General features: G+C 65.5%; 15 protein-coding genes and 2 tRNA genes. 13 read left to right on the top strand and 4 right to left on the bottom strand.

Features of this window, described 5'->3' with window-relative positions; genetic code table 11:
* Window positions 1–233: 233 nt before the first annotated feature.
* Entirely contained in the window at window positions 234–1,253 is a 1,020-nt protein-coding gene (locus ACEN98_RS05750; protein WP_413382388.1) for a TRAP transporter substrate-binding protein, read from the bottom strand.
* 264 nt (window positions 1,254–1,517) lie between these two features.
* Between ACEN98_RS05750 and ACEN98_RS05745 the strand changes: the two genes are divergently transcribed.
* The 3 genes from ACEN98_RS05745 (at window position 1,518) to ACEN98_RS05735 (ending at window position 4,630) form a co-directional block, all read left to right on the top strand.
* Complete coding sequence (locus tag ACEN98_RS05745) at window positions 1,518–3,512, top strand: ATP-binding protein (RefSeq protein WP_413382385.1); 1,995 nt, start codon at window positions 1,518–1,520, stop codon at window positions 3,510–3,512.
* Between the two features lie 30 nt (window positions 3,513–3,542).
* A complete protein-coding gene (locus ACEN98_RS05740; protein WP_413340077.1) occupies window positions 3,543–4,136 on the top strand; it encodes a response regulator transcription factor in 594 nt (197 codons plus the stop codon).
* Between the two features lie 140 nt (window positions 4,137–4,276).
* The gene (locus tag ACEN98_RS05735; RefSeq protein ID WP_413382382.1) at window positions 4,277–4,630 is read left to right on the top strand and encodes a DUF3052 family protein; all 354 of its coding nucleotides are present in this window, start codon (window positions 4,277–4,279) and stop codon (window positions 4,628–4,630) included.
* Here the strand turns inward: ACEN98_RS05735 and queG are convergent.
* The gene (queG, locus tag ACEN98_RS05730) at window positions 4,627–5,730 is read right to left on the bottom strand and encodes a tRNA epoxyqueuosine(34) reductase QueG (RefSeq protein WP_413382379.1); all 1,104 of its coding nucleotides are present in this window, start codon (window positions 5,728–5,730) and stop codon (window positions 4,627–4,629) included. The genes ACEN98_RS05735 and queG overlap by 4 nt on opposite strands.
* 31 nt (window positions 5,731–5,761) lie before the next feature.
* Between queG and tsaE the strand changes: the two genes are divergently transcribed.
* The 4 genes from tsaE (at window position 5,762) to ACEN98_RS05710 (ending at window position 8,836) form a co-directional block, all read left to right on the top strand.
* Window positions 5,762–6,250: a tRNA (adenosine(37)-N6)-threonylcarbamoyltransferase complex ATPase subunit type 1 TsaE gene (gene tsaE, locus ACEN98_RS05725; RefSeq protein WP_413382376.1), complete on the top strand. Its 489-nt coding sequence runs from the start codon at window positions 5,762–5,764 to the stop codon at window positions 6,248–6,250.
* Window positions 6,214–7,629, top strand: coding sequence for an N-acetylmuramoyl-L-alanine amidase (locus ACEN98_RS05720; protein ID WP_413382373.1), 1,416 nt, complete (start codon window positions 6,214–6,216; stop codon window positions 7,627–7,629). The genes tsaE and ACEN98_RS05720 overlap by 37 nt, the downstream gene beginning before the upstream one ends.
* Before the next feature lie 37 nt (window positions 7,630–7,666).
* Window positions 7,667–8,500: a D-hexose-6-phosphate mutarotase gene (locus ACEN98_RS05715; protein ID WP_413382370.1), complete on the top strand. Its 834-nt coding sequence runs from the start codon at window positions 7,667–7,669 to the stop codon at window positions 8,498–8,500.
* A gap of 105 nt (window positions 8,501–8,605) precedes the next feature.
* Window positions 8,606–8,836 carry a hypothetical protein gene (locus ACEN98_RS05710; RefSeq protein ID WP_413382367.1) on the top strand — a complete coding sequence of 77 codons (231 nt, stop codon included), beginning with the start codon at window positions 8,606–8,608 and terminating at the stop codon, window positions 8,834–8,836.
* A gap of 12 nt (window positions 8,837–8,848) precedes the next feature.
* On the opposite strand, the gene ACEN98_RS05705 is transcribed toward ACEN98_RS05710, so the two are convergent.
* Window positions 8,849–9,517 (bottom strand): carbonic anhydrase, encoded by a 669-nt coding sequence (locus ACEN98_RS05705; protein ID WP_413382364.1) that lies wholly within the window; start codon window positions 9,515–9,517, stop codon window positions 8,849–8,851.
* 6 nt (window positions 9,518–9,523) lie between these two features.
* On the opposite strand from ACEN98_RS05705, the gene ACEN98_RS05700 reads away from it, so the two are divergent.
* Window positions 9,524–9,928 carry a hypothetical protein gene (locus ACEN98_RS05700; RefSeq protein WP_413382361.1) on the top strand — a complete coding sequence of 135 codons (405 nt, stop codon included), beginning with the start codon at window positions 9,524–9,526 and terminating at the stop codon, window positions 9,926–9,928.
* Window positions 9,929–10,063: 135 nt separating this feature from the next.
* Here the strand turns inward: ACEN98_RS05700 and ACEN98_RS05695 are convergent, their stop codons facing one another.
* Window positions 10,064–10,708, bottom strand: coding sequence for a VTT domain-containing protein (locus tag ACEN98_RS05695; protein ID WP_056130107.1), 645 nt, complete (start codon window positions 10,706–10,708; stop codon window positions 10,064–10,066).
* A gap of 181 nt (window positions 10,709–10,889) precedes the next feature.
* Here ACEN98_RS05695 and ACEN98_RS05690 point away from each other — a divergent pair, with 181 nt between their 5' ends.
* The 5 genes from ACEN98_RS05690 to ACEN98_RS05670 all read left to right on the top strand — a co-directional run bounded on the left by ACEN98_RS05690 (window position 10,890) and on the right by ACEN98_RS05670 (window position 15,203).
* Window positions 10,890–11,810, top strand: coding sequence for a peptidylprolyl isomerase (locus ACEN98_RS05690; RefSeq protein WP_413382358.1), 921 nt, complete (start codon window positions 10,890–10,892; stop codon window positions 11,808–11,810).
* A 138-nt stretch (window positions 11,811–11,948) separates the two neighbouring features.
* On the top strand, window positions 11,949–13,922 hold the full coding sequence (gene mutL / locus ACEN98_RS05685) for a DNA mismatch repair endonuclease MutL (protein WP_413382355.1): 1,974 nt from the start codon (window positions 11,949–11,951) through the stop codon (window positions 13,920–13,922).
* An 8-nt stretch (window positions 13,923–13,930) separates the two neighbouring features.
* Window positions 13,931–14,884: a tRNA (adenosine(37)-N6)-dimethylallyltransferase MiaA gene (miaA, locus tag ACEN98_RS05680; protein WP_413382352.1), complete on the top strand. Its 954-nt coding sequence runs from the start codon at window positions 13,931–13,933 to the stop codon at window positions 14,882–14,884.
* A gap of 86 nt (window positions 14,885–14,970) precedes the next feature.
* Window positions 14,971–15,047, top strand: a tRNA-Met gene (locus tag ACEN98_RS05675).
* 79 nt (window positions 15,048–15,126) lie between these two features.
* A tRNA-Met gene (locus ACEN98_RS05670) sits at window positions 15,127–15,203 on the top strand.
* Window positions 15,204–15,247 lie beyond the last annotated feature (44 nt).

The raw sequence follows: 15,247 nt of genomic DNA, 5'->3' as shown, positions 1-15,247 counted from the left end.
CGCTTTCTTTTCCCTCTCCCAAATCGTATTCGGTTCGCTTGTCCGCACCAGGTTGGTGCCGAAAGGTGCCCCATCATAACGCAACCGCATAAGAAAAGCGTAGTTTTTTATATACATTCACGAAATATATTTCGGTCATAAGCCCCCATGACATGTCATAAAAATGCTAGTGCCGATGTTTCATTGATTACAGGCAACTAACACGTTTTACCCGCACCGAATAGGGGCGATTCTCACCTGGCCTGGGCTGTCGTGATGGGCGCAGTCGCGCGGGACGTCGTACGGTTGATCGCATCGATCAGATCCTTGCCGATCCGCCCTTCCACCTGCTTCTGCACGGGCAGCAGGGCGCGCCGCCAGTCGGCCTGTTCCTGCGGCGTCAACGTATAGATCTTCGTCTTGCCGGTCTTGCGGATCGCTTCGAGGGCCGCGTCGTTGTCGCGCTGGGCGATGGTCTTTTCGAATGCCGTCGCTTCGCGCATCGCCTGCTCCAGCTCCGTCCGGATGTCGCGCGGCAGGCCGTCCCAGAATTTCTTGTTGACGATGACGGCATAGCCCAGGTAGCCGTGGTTCGACACCGTCACGTACTTCTGCACCTCGTGCATCTTCTGCGTGTACATATTCGACGGCGGATTCTCGGTGCCGTCCACGATATGGGCCTGCAGGGCGGGATAGACTTCGGAAAACGCCAGCACCTGGGGCACCGCGCCGAGCGCGCGCATCTGCACGTCGAGCACCTTGGAGCCCTGGATGCGCATGCGCAGGCCGCGGAAATCCGCCGGGGTGTGCAGTGGACGATTGGCCGACATCACTTTAAAACCGTTGTCCCAGTAAGCCAGGCCCGTGATGCCCTTCGACTCCAGTTTTTGCAGCAGGCTCTTGCCGATCGGCCCTTCCGTCACGGCATACAGCGCCGCCTTGGTCGGGAAGATATACGGCAGGTCGAACGCCTCGAATTCCTTCACGCCGAGCGGCGCGAACTTGGCGAGCGACGGCGCCAGCATCTGCACGGCACCCAGCTGCAGGGCTTCCAGCTCTTCCTTGTCCTTGTAGAGCTGGCTGTTGGGATAGACTTCGACCTTCACCCGGCCGTGCGTCCGCTGTTCCGCCAGCACGCGGAAGCGTTCGGCCGCCAGGCCCTTGGGCGCGTCAGGCGACACGACGTGGCTGAACTTGATGATGATCGGGGCCTGGGCGTGGGCGCCGGCGCCAGTCACGACAGCAAGCGCGGCCAGCAAGGCTTTGATGCGCATAAATTTCATGTTCCCGCGGTGTATATTCGGATACCGACCGCCAGTGTGCCGCTTTGCGGGTCGTACCGCTATCGTGGAAAACCACGACGGGAAACGTCGAAAAACCTGCTGCGCGTTGCGCTGTTGTTCTGCGATGCTCCGCTACGGCGGACCGGCTGTACTACTCGTACAGCTGCGCTTCTCAAACAACATTGCCGCCGCTCGCGACGGTTTTTCGAGGTTTCCGACACAGACAGTCGTCGGCAAAAGATGAAACGTTATCACATGAAAAGTCCATTCACCCTGCCCCGCCCCGTCAAGCAAGGCCCGTGGCGCTGGCTCGTGCCCGTATTGCTGGTGCTGCTGTTCCTGCTCGTCCTGCTGTGGCTGCCCTGGCAGGCGCGCCAGATGGAAAGCAACGAGCGGCAGGAACAATTGATCGCAGATACGTTGTGGGTCGAGCAGACCTTGCGCTTCGAACTCGCGCGCAGCGAGGAAGCGCTGGCCGCGCTGGGCAACGATCTCGTTATCGAGACGCCGCCGCCGGCCGCCCTGCAGGCCCGCTTCGCGCAGATGTTCAAGAACGGCCACGAACTCCAGCGCATCATCTGGTACGACGCGCAGGGCCAGGTCAAGGCAAGCCGCGGCATGGAGCTGCCGCCCGAAGGGCTCACGCAATCGTCGCGCGATGCCGCCGCCATGTCGCGCAGCACGCGCCTGGGACGCTACAGCGAGCCATACGGTGCCACCGGCCTCGTGCATGGCCTGATCGACTTCCACCTGCCGCTGATCCACGCCGGCAAATACATGGGCAGCCTCGTCGCCACGTACAACCTGCAGACCTTGCTGGACGAGAACGTGCCGTGGTGGTTCGCCCAGGACAATGCCTTGTCCCTGCTCGACCGCGACGACCACGTCGTGGCGCAGCGCGCGGCGGGCGGGCCGGGCCGCGGCGTCTACACGCACAAGCGCGCGCTCGACCTGCCCGGCTCGCAGATCGTCCTCGCCACCGACAGCGTCAAGGCCGCGCCGAAGCTGCTGCCGAACCTGCTGGTCGGCTCCGTGATCGTGCTGGCGCTGGGCCTCGTCATTTCGCTCGTCGCGCTGTGGCGCCACATCGCACGCACGATCGCGGCGGAAAACGCGCTGCGCCAGCAGATGGCCTTCCGCACCGCGATGGAAGATTCGCTGCTGACGGGCCTGCGCGCGCGCGACCTGGAAGGCCGCGTCACCTACGTCAACCCGGCGTTCTGCCGCATGGTCGGTTATCCCGCAGAAGACCTGCTGGGCAAGACGCCGCCGATGCCGTACTGGGCGCCGGAAGCGATGGCGGAATACGAAGGCCGCTTCCGCAAAGTGCTGTCGGGCCAGGCCACGCCGCAGTTCGAGACCGTGTTCCAGCGCTCGGACGGCGCGCGCGTGCCCGTGCTCGTGTTCGAGGCGCCCCTCGTCGACGCGCACGGCCACCACACGGGCTGGATGAGTTCCATCCTCGACATCACGGACCGCAAGCGCGCGGAAGAACTGAATCGCCAGCAGCAGGAAAAGCTCGAGACGAGCGCGCGCCTGGCGACGATGGGCGAGATCTCGTCGATGCTGGCGCACGAACTGAACCAGCCGCTGGCCGCCATCTCCAGCTACACGGCGGGCGCGCTGAACGTGCTCGCGCGCGAGACCCCGGCGGCGCCGCTCGACACCGGCATGCTGAAACGTGCGCTGGAACAGGCCAACACGCAGGCGCGCCGGGCCGGCCAGATCATCCGCAGCGTGCACGAATTCGTGAAGAAGCGCGAACCGCGCCGCGAGACGGTCGGCATTCCCAACGTCGTCGACGGCATCCGCGCCCTCGTCGAACTGCAGGCGCGCCAGAGCTATGTCGCGCTGCAGGTGGACGTGCCGGACGACCTGCCGCCCGTGCTCGCGGACCGCGTGCTGATCGAGCAGGTGCTTCTCAATCTCACGCGCAATGCCATCGAGGCGATGCAGGCCGTCGATCCCGAGCGGCGTGTGTTGAGGATCGCTGCGCACACGGGCGAACAGGGCCAGGTGGCCATATCGGTGATCGACAACGGCCACGGCATCCCGCCGGAAGTGGCGGAGCGCCTGTTCTCGCCGTTCTTTTCGACGAAGGCCGAAGGCATGGGCATGGGCCTGTCGATCTGCCGTACCGCGATCGAGTTCCACGGCGGCACCCTCACCCACGCGGACAATCCGGGCGGCGGCACCGTGTTTACGTTTACGTTGCAGCAGGCGCAGGAAGCACCCGTCACCGAACGGTGAATTACAATACATCAAAAAAAGGAGACCTGCATGCTGCACATCGTCGACGACGAAGACGTGATCCGCGACGCCCTCGAATGGCTGGCGCAATCGCGCGGACTGCCGGCACGCGGCTATGCGGGCGGCCAGGCCTTCCTCGACGCGCTCGGCGACCGGTTCGCCGCGGATGCGGCACACGGCGACTGCGTCCTGCTGGACGTGCGCATGCCGGGCATGAACGGCATCGCCGTATTCGACCAGCTGGTGGCGCGCGGCCTGCTGGCGCGCCTGCCCGTGATCTTCCTGACCGGCCACGGCGACGTGCCGATGGCCGTCGATTCCCTCAAGCGCGGCGCCTTCGACTTCTTCGAAAAACCGTTCAACGACAACCAGCTGATGGACCGCGTCGAGGAAGCACTCGCCGCCTCGCGCAAGGCCGCGTCGCGCGACGCCATCCATGCCCGGCTGGCCACCCTGTCGGCCCGCGAGCGGGAAGTCCTCGATCTCATCCTCGCCGGCAACATGAACAAGGTCGTCGCCGACAAGCTCGGCATCAGCATGCGTACGGTCGAGGTGCACCGGGCGCATATCTTCGACAAGATGCAGGTCAAGACGGCCGTCGAGCTGGCCGGGTTGCTGAAGTAATACCTGCGCACGGCAGGCCGCGCGTCCTGTGCCGCGCGGGGTTCGCTTGTAAAATCAGCCTGAACATGGAGTGGTCGAACTCACCACGTCGAAACATTCTTTAGGGAACGCAGATGAGCGAGAAGACGATAGCCGACAAAATGTTCTTGAGGACCGCGAAATCGATGCTGATCCTGAACGGGAACGTCCACCCCGGCATGGTGTCGCAGATGCCGCCCAACCTGATCAAGCCGGATCAGGAGAAGGTAGACGTCGTGTTGCTGTTCGCGATGAACCGCAAGGAACTCGAACAATATTTCCCGATCGCCAAGGAACGCATGGGCGACAAGGGCTCGCTCTGGGTCGCCTATCTGAAACAGACCGCCTCCAAGGCCACCGACATCAACCGCGATTCGATCAATGCGTATGCCAAGGAAAACGGCATCACGGGCGTCGCCATGATTTCCATCGACGGCGACTGGTCCGCGCTGCGCATGAAGCGGATCGAACTCTAGACAGCCTCACCGTGGCGCGCGAGAGCCCACGCGACGTGTTCGCGCACGAGCGCGGATGGATGGTCCGCGCGGGCGCGCAGCGCGGCGACGATCGCATCTGACGCGACCGCCTCAGTTGCAGCATTACCGAGTCCGACCGCCAAATTGCGCAGCCAGCGCTCGTGCCCGATACGGCGGATCGGACTGCCTTCGAGGCGGCGGTTGAAGTCAATCTCGCTCCACCCGAACAGCTCGATGAGCCCCGCCGTGCCGAGGCCATTCCGCTCATCGAAATCCGGCACGGTCGCCCGCTGCGCGAACTTGTTCCACGGGCAGGCCAGCTGGCAATCGTCGCAGCCGTAGATGCGGTTGCCGATCAGCGGACGGAATTCTTCCGGGATCGCGCCCTTCAACTCGATGGTCAGATAGGAAATGCAGCGGCGCGCATCCAGCCGGCCCGGGCCGAGGATCGCGCCCGTCGGGCAGGCATCGATGCAGGCGCTGCACTGGCCGCAATGCGCGCCGGTCGGCTCGTCGACGGGCAGCGGCAGGTCGACGAGGATCTCGCCGATGAAGAACGTTGAGCCGGCCTCGCGGCTCAGCAAGAGCGTGTGCTTGCCGCGCCAGCCGAGGCCGGCCTTCTGCGCCAGCGGCAGCTCCATCACCGGTGCGGAATCCGTGAACACGCGGTAGCCGTACTCGCCGACGGCCGCCTTGACCTTCTCGGCCAGGGCTTGCAGCCGGTTGCGCAACACCTTGTGATAATCGCGGCCGCGCGCATAGATCGAGACGACGGCCGCCTGCGGGTCGTCCTGGCGCAGGCGCTCGCGCGTACGCCAGTCGGGCGGCGTCTCCATCGGCAGGTAATCCATGCGCGCGCTGATCACGCGCACCGTGCCCGGCACCAGCTCGGCCGGGCGGGCGCGCTTCATGCCGTGGCTTGCCATATAATCCATCTCGCCGTGGTGGCCGGCGTCCAGCCAGGCCTGCAGGCCCGCTTCGTGGCCGGCCAGGTCGATGTCGGCGATGCGCACGTCGGCAAAGCCCAGTTCCGCGCCCCATGCCTTGATGGCCTGGGCGAGTGCGGGAAGATCGGGCTGGACGGGAAGCTGGGCGGACATTGGCGGACCTACAAACCTCATATTTTATTCGATGCAGCAGCAACTTACAGCCTATCTTCCCGACGAATCGGCCACGCAGGCCCTGGGCGCCGCCCTCTCTCGCGCGCTGAGCCCGGGCCTCGTGATCTACCTGCACGGCGACCTCGGCGCCGGCAAGACGGCGCTCACGCGCGCCCTGCTGCACGCGGCCGGCCACAAGGGCGCCGTCAAGAGCCCGACCTATACGCTGTCGGAGCCGTACCGCATCGAGCTGGATGGCCGACAAGTCAACCTGATCCACTACGACCTGTACCGCATGTCCAGCCCCGAGGAATTCCTCGACGCGGGGTTCCGCGAAGATTTCGATGGTAACAACATTTGCATCGTCGAATGGCCGGAAAAGGGAGAACCGGTGTTGCCGCCACCCGACGTTAAAGTGTTGCTTAAGGTCAGCGGTCGCGGGCGTGAGGTAGAATTGCAGGCGTTGTCCGACTTGGGCCTGCTATGCCTCGAACGCCTGCACTACCCCCCGACGCCCTGATTCCAGGTTCCCCGAAACGACGCACGATCCTCAAGGCCGGCGGTACGCTGCTGCTGTCCGTCGTCGCCCCGCTGACGGCATCTGCCGCCCAGATCATGGCCGTGCGCGTGTGGCCGGCCGACGAGTACACCCGCGTCACCTTGGAAAACGACGGCGAGCTGAAGACGACGCACTTCATGGTGCCGGATCCGCCGCGCCTCGTCGTCGACATCGACGGCCTCGCGCTGAACGACACGCTGAAAAGCCTCGTCGCCAAGATCGAATCGAACGACCCGTACATCAAGCAGGTGCGCGTGGGCCAGAACCGGCCCAACGTCGTGCGCCTCGTGTTCGACCTGAAGGAAGAGGTCAAGCCGCAGGTGTTCAACCTGGCGCCCATCGCCGGCTATCACCACCGCCTGATCTTCGACCTGTATCCCGTCAAGCCAGTCGACCCGCTCGCGACCATGATCGCCAAGGAAAACTGGACGACGGACGCGGCCCCCGCCACGCCGACCCCGGCCGTGCAGCCGGGCGAGCCGACGGTCGGCCAGGCCGGTCCGGACGCCATCGCCAAGCTGGAAGCGGATGCCGCCCGCGCCGGTTCCACGCCCGCACAGCCGCAGCCGACGACGCCGCAACCGGCCCAGCCGCACGCGCCCGCCAAGGCCGCGCCGGGACAAAAGGTGGCGCGCATGGTCACCATCGCGCTCGACCCCGGCCACGGCGGCGAGGATCCCGGCGCGACCGGTACCACGGGCGTGCACGAGAAGGACATCGTGCTCGCGGTGGCGAAGCGCCTGAAGGCCAAGCTGGAAGACTTGCCGAACACGCGCGTGATGTTGACGCGCGACGCCGACTTTTTCGTCCCCCTCGGCCAGCGCGTGGAAAAGGCGCGGAAGGTGCAGGCCGACCTGTTCGTGTCGATCCACGCCGACGCGTTCGTCGAACCGACGGCGCGCGGCTCGTCCGTGTTCGTGCTGTCGGAAAAAGGCGCCAGCTCGAGCGCGGCGCGCTGGCTGGCGGCCGACCAGAACAAGGCCGACCTGATCGGCGGCGTGAATCTCGCCAGCCACGACAGGCAGCTGGCGAGCGTGCTGATGGACCTGTCGCAGACGGCCCAGATCAACGACAGCATGAAGCTCGGCAAGGCCGTGCTGACGGAAATCGGCGGCATCAACCGCCTGCACCGCGGCGTCGTCGAACAGGCCGGTTTTGCCGTGCTGAAGGCACCGGACATCCCCTCGATCCTCGTCGAGACCGCATTCATCTCCAACCCGGAAGAGGAAGCGCGGCTGAAGGATGATGCCTACCAGAACCAGCTGGCCGACGCGATCACGAAAGGCATCAAGCGCTACTTCGCGTACAATCCGCCGCTGGCAAAGAGCCGCATGACTTAATGGGACGCCCGCGGGCGTCCCCCTGAGGAGGATTCTCGTGAGCGCAACGACCATCAACTTCGGGCAATTGCCCGCCCTGCAACTTCGCGCGCCGGACGGCGCCGAGGCGACCATCACGTTGTACGGCGCCCACCTGGTGTCGTGGAAAGCCGTCACCACGGCCGGCGGGCCCGCGCAGGAACGCCTGTTCATGAGCAGCCTGTCCGCGCTGGACGGCCAGAAGGCGATCCGCGGCGGCGTGCCCGTCATCTTTCCCCAATTCGCCGAACGCGGCACCGGCCTGCGCCACGGCTTCGCGCGCGTGTCGACCTGGCGCGTCCTCGACCAGGGCGAAGCGGATGGTGCCGCGTTCGCGGTGCTGGGACTGAGTGCCTCGGACTTGCCGCAGCAAGTGGCAGCCGCGTGGCCGTACGCCTTCGAACTGCTGCTGCGCGTGGCCGTGCGCGGCGCGCAACTGGACATGTCGCTCGACGTGCGCAACACCGGCACGCAGACCTTCCCGTTCGCCGCCGCGCTGCACACGTACCACCTCGTCGAAGACGTGGAAGCCGTGCGCATCGACGGCGTGCAGGCGGAGACGCTCGCCATCACCGACAAGCTCGACCAGGTGTTCGAACGCATCGCGGGCGCGATCACGTTCGACACGGGCGCGGACAAGGTGACGCTGGAGCAGACGGGCTTCAACGACGCCGTCGTGTGGAACCCGGGCGCGGCCGACGCGGCGGCGCTGTCCGACATGGAAGACGAGGAATACCGCCGCTTCGTCTGCATCGAACCTGCCCTGCTGGGGGATGCGGCCGCCCGACCGCAGCAACTGGAGCCGGGCGGGATCTGGCGCGGGACGTACCGGGCCGTCGTCCAGGCAGGATGAACGACAACGCCGGCATGTGCCGGCGTTTCATTTTGTAGCAAAAAATGCGCGGTGCGCCTCGCCATGCGGCCTAAACTACAGGCTACACGCATGGGAGGACACACAATGAATACATTGGTGAAACGGCTGGCACTCGTGCTGGCGGCGGGGTCCGCCCTGTCTGGCTGCGCCGTCTATGCGCCGCCTTATGCGGCCTATGACGCGCCCTATTATCCAGGCGGCTACGGCCCCGCATATGTCGGACCGCCCGTCTCGCTGGACTTCAGCTATCACGAATACGATCGTGGCGGCCGTGGCTGGCATGGGCACCGTGGCGGTGGCCGCCGCTGGCGTTGAGCACGCTGGCGCTCAGTTCGATTCCTTGATCAAGCGGCCCGCGGTCGACTGGACCGGCCGCGCGTTCAGCGGATACAGGCGCGAGAACAGGGCCATCTGCGCCGGCGACGCCTGCATCGGCTGCTTGAACACCATCCACAGCACGCCTTCCGTGCACGGCGGTTCCGTCAGCGAGCCCATGTAGGTGAAATACTCGCGCCGCTCCGGCAGCGCGTCGGTCGGGTCGATCACGATCGAGGGCGAGACGGTGTCGAATTTTTCCAGCGGCAGGTTGTCCCAGATCGTCTGCATCAGGCGGTGCGGCTGGCCGCGCTCCAGGAGCACGGCGATGATCGCGATCTTGCCTTCGGCGCTCTTGTGCACGAGGTGGATGACCATCTCCGTGCCCTTGCCGTTGATCTTTTCTTCCGACGGACGGTGGAAGTGAAATTGCTGTAATTCGTACACGGTGTTGCCGACCGTGATGAAATTGCCGCCGCCCACCGTCACCTGGATCGTGTGGCCGTTGTTGACCTCGCTGAACGACGACGGGTGGTAATCGAAGCTGATCTGTTCGAGATTGACCTTGATGCCGTCGCGCAAGTCGATCGGCGACTGCCGGTTGCCGGTGCCGCACTTGGCCCAGTCGACATTGATCTTCGACCAGTTCGCCGGGCCCAGCTCGCCCTCATACGACCACACGGTGCCGTGCTTCGGCGCGGCGGCGACGGCCGCCGCGCGGCGGCGGCCTGCTCCTCCTGCCTGCGCTTCGCATCGGCGAGCTTTTTCGCGCGCGCGGCGGCCGTCGCGCGGGCCTGCTGGCGCTCGCGCAGCGCGGCCAGGCGCTGGGCAATCTTGGCCGACAGCTCGACCTCGGCATCTTCCTCGCTGGCCGCGCTGGCGCTCGCGGCCGGTTCGGCTTTCGGTTCGGCTTTCTTTTCGGCGGGCTCGGCCTTTTTCGTCGCGGCCGGCACCATGGCAGAGGCCGGACGGGACACGGAAGCCGCCAGCCTGGCTGCCGCTGCGGCGGCGGGATCGTTCGCGGCGCTTGCGCTCAGGGCGACGCAGCTGCAAGCGAACAGGGCGATCAGGGTACGCATGGGAATCCAGTAGTGTTGCTCTCTCCTGCCTTATCGGCGTGACCGACAGTAAACTTGAGCCTGAGGAACAATTCCGTGCATCAATAGCCGCCGCAAATAAAAAACGCGCCGTCATGCGGCGCGTTTCATGTGATCGCATTGTCGGGCTTCAGCGGCTCATCATGCGCCGTCCGACCTTGTACAGCCCGCCCAGCGCCAGCGGCACGACGGCCGCGCCGACACCCACCAGCACGATGATCGTCAGGTGATCGCGGATCACCGGGATATTGCCGAAGAAGTAACCGCCGGTCACCAGGCTGACGACCCAGGCCACGGCGCCCGTGACGTTGTACATCTGGAACCGGGCATGGGTCATGTCCGAGATGCCCGCGACGAACGGTGCGAACGTGCGCACGACGGGCACGAAGCGGGCCAGGATGATCGTCTTGCCGCCATGGCGTTCGAAGAATTCGTGGGTGCGATGCAGGGCGTCCTTGTTCAGCCAGCGGTAATCGTGCGTGAACACGCGATGCCCGATCGCCCCGCCGATGTAATAGTTGAGGGTATTGCCCGTCACCGCCGCCACGATCAACAGGAGCGTCAGCAAGGCATAACTCATCTCGCCGGTGGCGCAGAAGGCGCCGGCAATGAACAGGAGGGTATCACCGGGGAAGAAGAACAGAACCACGAGGCCGGTTTCGCAGAACACGATGGCGAACAGCACGGCATACACATACACCCCGTATTGCGCCAGCAATGTTCCTAGGGTCTTATCGACATGAAGAATCATGTCGAAGAATTGCATCAGATCCATAATTTTCCTAAATGGTAGCGCCGAATCATACCATCAGTCCGACCCCGAAAATGGCCGCCGGCTCATCTTCACCGCGAATTTTCTTCATCGGCAAAATGTTTTAATTCTATTATTTTCCAGATTACAATTGTCATCACACCACCCACGACCCCGGCCCGCCACAAGCGGCAAGGAGACGACATTGAAGAAGGCCTATTTCCCCTTCCGGCACACGATTCTCGCCGCCACCTGCGCCCTCTTCGCGGCGACGGCCGGCGCCAGGGAACTCCCGCCGAAGCCCGGCGTGGCCGACATCGTCAAGGCATCGAAACCGTCCGACTGGCGGCCCCTCGACCCGGACAACACGCTGTACATGGAACTCCCGTTTGGCCGCGTCGTCATCGAACTGGCGCCGACGTTCGCGCCGAACCACGTGAAGAACATCAAGGCCCTCGTGCGCGAGCATTATTTCGACGGGCTGGCCGTCGTGCGCGTGCAGGACAACTGGGTCGTGCAATGGGCCGATCCGAATGAAGACAACGACAACGCCCGTCCGGTCAAAGGTGCGCAGAAGACGCTGAAGGCGGAATTTACGGTCCCCCTCAGGAACGACACCCATTTCACGCGCATGAAGGACATCGACGGCTACGCGCCCCAGGTCGGCCATTCGAACGGCTTTCCCGTTGGCCGCGATCCGAAGACGGGCGAGACCTGGCTGGCGCACTGTTACGGCATGGTCGGCGTGGGCCGCGACAACGATGCCGACAGCGGCGGCGGCACGACGCTGTATGCCGTCATCGGTCCGGCGCGCCATCTCGACCGCAACGTCACGGTGGTGGGCCGCGTGATCTCCGGCATGCCGCAACTATCCGCCCTGCCGCGCGGCCCCGCGCCGATGGGGTTCTACGACAAGCCGGAGATGAACGTGCCGATCGCATCGGTTAAGGTGGCGGCCGACGTCCCGGCGGACCAGCGCAGCCGTTTCGAAGTGATGCGCACCGAGAGCGCGGTCTACCAGAGCGTCCTGGACGCCCAGCGCAACCGCGGCGGCCCGTGGACCAAGGTCGCGGCCGGTCATCTCGACCTGTGCGCGGCGCCGATTCCCGTGCGGGAACAAAAATAACCGGGGTCAGAGCCCGGTTATTGGCAACTTCTTTAAAGACATTTTGTCAATCAATGTCCTCAAATCGGGCTCTGACCCCGGTTTGGGAAAAATCAAACGCCACCGGTTTCGGGGCTTGCCGCGAGCTATAATTTACGGATGAACGCCCCGGCCCCCACCCACCGCCCCATCCAGCAGCTTCCCGACCAGCTCATCTCGCAGATCGCCGCCGGCGAGGTCGTCGAGCGGCCGTCCGCCGTGGTGAAGGAGTTGCTGGAAAACGCGCTCGACGCCGGCGCCACGCAGGTCACGGTCCGGCTCGAGGAAGGCGGCGTCAAGCGCATCGCCATTACCGATAACGGCCGCGGCATCCCGCCCGAGGAATTGCCGCTCGCGCTGGCCCGTCACGCGACGTCGAAGATCGCGTCGCTGACCGACCTCGAGAACGTGAACACGCTCGGCTTCCGCGGCGAGGCGCTCGCGTCGATCGCGTCCGTCGCCGCCGTCAAGATCACGTCGCGCACGCACGGCGCCGCGCATGCGTGGGAGATCGTCGGCTCGCACCAGGGCACGGTGTCGCCGTCGTCCGGTCCGTTCGGCACGACCATCGACGTGCAGGACCTGTATTTCAATACGCCCGCGCGCCGCAAGTTCCTGAAATCCGAGCAGACCGAATACGGCCACTGCGCCGAAGTCGTGCGCCGCATCGCGCTGGCGCGGCCGGACGTGTCGTTCAGCCTGACCCACAACGGCCGCACGATCGACCACTGGAACACGAGCGAGTCGGCCAAGCGCAGCGCGCAGATCCTCGGCGGCGACTTCGCCGAGGCCCGCCTGCAGCTCGACGAAAGCGCCGGCCCGCTGCGCCTGCACGGCTACGTCGGCCTGCCGACGGCATCGAAGGCGCGCGCCGACAGCCAGTATTTTTATGTCAACGGCCGCTTCGTGCGCGACAAGCTGCTCGTCCACGCCGTGAAAGCCGCGTACGAGGACGTGCTGCACGGCGACCGCTTCCCGTCCTACGTGCTCGCGCTCGAACTCGACCCGGCGATGGTCGACGTGAACGTGCATCCGTCGAAGATCGAAGTGCGCTTCCGCGACAGCCGCGCCGTCCACCAGTTCGTGTTCCACGCCGTGCAGCGCGCGCTGGCCAAGACGTCGGCGACCGCGCACGGCGATACGCCCGCACCCGTGAGCGCCGCCGAGATCGCGCCGTCGTCCACGTCGCTGGGCGACACGCCGTCCTGGCGCCGTCCGCACGAGCAGACGTCGTTCGGGTCGCAGCTGGCATCGCCCGCCTGGACCTCGGGCTCGGGCGGCGGCGGCGGTGGCGGCGGCGGCTCGCGCGCCTCCTCGACGTTCTCGCCGTCCCCGTTCCCGCCCGGCAGCCGCTGGGATGCGCCGACGGGCGCCGGCGTCCCGCAACGCACCGCGGACTATGGCGCGCTGTTCACCGGCGCGCCCACGCCTTCATCGCAACCGCCCGGCGTGCAGGAAGCGCCGCTGCCGGAAACGACCAGGCCCGCGTCCGACGACGACTTCCCGCTCGGCTTCGCGCTGGCCCAGCTGCACGGCATCTACGTGCTGGCGCAGAACCGCAAAGGGCTGGTCCTCGTCGACATGCACGCCGCGCACGAACGCATCCTGTACGAACAGCTGAAGAACGCGCTCGACGCCCAGGCCGGCGGCGAGCAGATGCAGGTCCAGCAGATGCTGATCCCCGTGACGTTCTTCGCCGACGCCATCGAAGTGGGCACCGCGCAGGAAGAACACGAGACGCTGAAGGCGCTCGGCTTCGACATCGCGGCCGTGTCGCCGACGACGCTCGCCGTGCGCGCCGTCCCGACGCTTCTCAAGAACGCCGACGCGCAAACGCTCGCGCGCGACGTGCTGCGCGACGTGCGCGAATTCGGCGGCTCGCGCGTGCTGATCGAGCGCCGCAACGAACTGCTCGGCACCCTCGCCTGCCACACGGCCGTGCGCGCGAACCGCATCCTCACGCAGCCCGAGATGAACGCCCTGCTGCGCCAGATGGAAGCGACGGAACGCGCCGACCAGTGCAACCACGGCCGCCCGACCTGGGTCCAACTCGAAATCGCCGCGCTCGACAAGCTGTTCCTGCGCGGCCAGTAAAGCCTCAGATGACATCGCAACACAAACCGCTGGCGGTAGCCATCATGGGCCCGACCGCGTCCGGCAAGACGGCAGCGGCGCTCACCATCGCCAAGGAAATCCCGGTCGAGATCATCTCGGTCGACTCCGCCCTCGTCTACCGCGGCATGGACATCGGCACGGCAAAACCGTCGGCCGAGGAACTCGCGAGCGCGCCCCATCACCTCATCGACATCATCGATCCGCTCGACGCCTATTCGGTCGCCCAGTTCCGCGCCGACGCGATCCGGCTCGTGGCCGAGATCCAGGCGCGCGGCCGGCTGCCGCTGCTCGTCGGCGGCACGATGATGTACTTCAAGGGCCTGAACGACGGCCTGGACGACCTGCCCACGGCCGATGCCGACGTGCGCGCGCGCCTCGACGCGGAGGCCGCGCGCATCGGGTGGCCCGGCATGCACGCGAAGCTGCGCGAGGTCGATCCGGTCACCGCGGACCGCCTCGCGCCGAACGACGCCCAGCGCATCAACCGCGCGCTGGAGATCCATGAATTGTCGGGCAAGCCGATGTCCGCCCTGCTCGCGCGCCGCGAGAAGCAGGAACTGCCGTTCGACCTCGTACCGTTCGCACTGGAGCCATCGGACCGCGCCGTGCTGCACGAGCGCATCGCGCTGCGCTTCGACCAGATGCTGGGCAAGCGCGACGACAGCGGCATCGTGGCCGAGGTCGCGGGCCTGCGCGCGCGCGGCGATTTGAACCCGAACCTGCCGTCGATGCGCTGCGTGGGCTACCGCCAGGCGTGGGAATACCTCGACGGCATGATCGACCGCGCCCAGCTGCGCGAGACGGGCATCGTCGCCACGCGCCAGCTGGCCAAGCGCCAGCTGACCTGGCTGCGCTCGATGCCGGAGCGGATCGTGATCGATTGCCTGGGGCCGGATCCGGCGCGCCGGATGCTTGATCATCTGGCCACGTTGCGAGGGTGAGACGATTCGTGCGAGGCTGGACAGGGTGATCCGGAGCGGGTAGCCTTGACACTTCCGGGGCCGAACGGCATAATGCACCCCGTTCTGGTGATATAGCTCAGTTGGTTAGAGCATAGCATTCATAATGCTAGGGTCGGTGGTTCAAGTCCACCTATCACCACCAAGGATTCAAGCGGAATGGCTTGGCACTCAAGGCTGAGCCATTTTGCTTTAAAAGTGTTTGTTTCAGCAGTGATGCAGCTGGTGATATAGCTCAGTTGGTTAGAGCATAGCATTCATAATGCTAGGGTCGGTGGTTCAAGTCCACCTATCACCACCAGATTCGGAAAGCCGCCGGCTCGCAAGAGCCGGCGGCTTTTTCCA

The organism is Massilia sp. CT11-137, assembly GCF_047302885.1.
Classification (GTDB): domain Bacteria; phylum Pseudomonadota; class Gammaproteobacteria; order Burkholderiales; family Burkholderiaceae_D; genus Telluria; species Telluria orientalis.
Note: the sequence above shows the minus strand (reverse complement) of the source record. Positions and strands in the feature narration are given on the sequence as shown.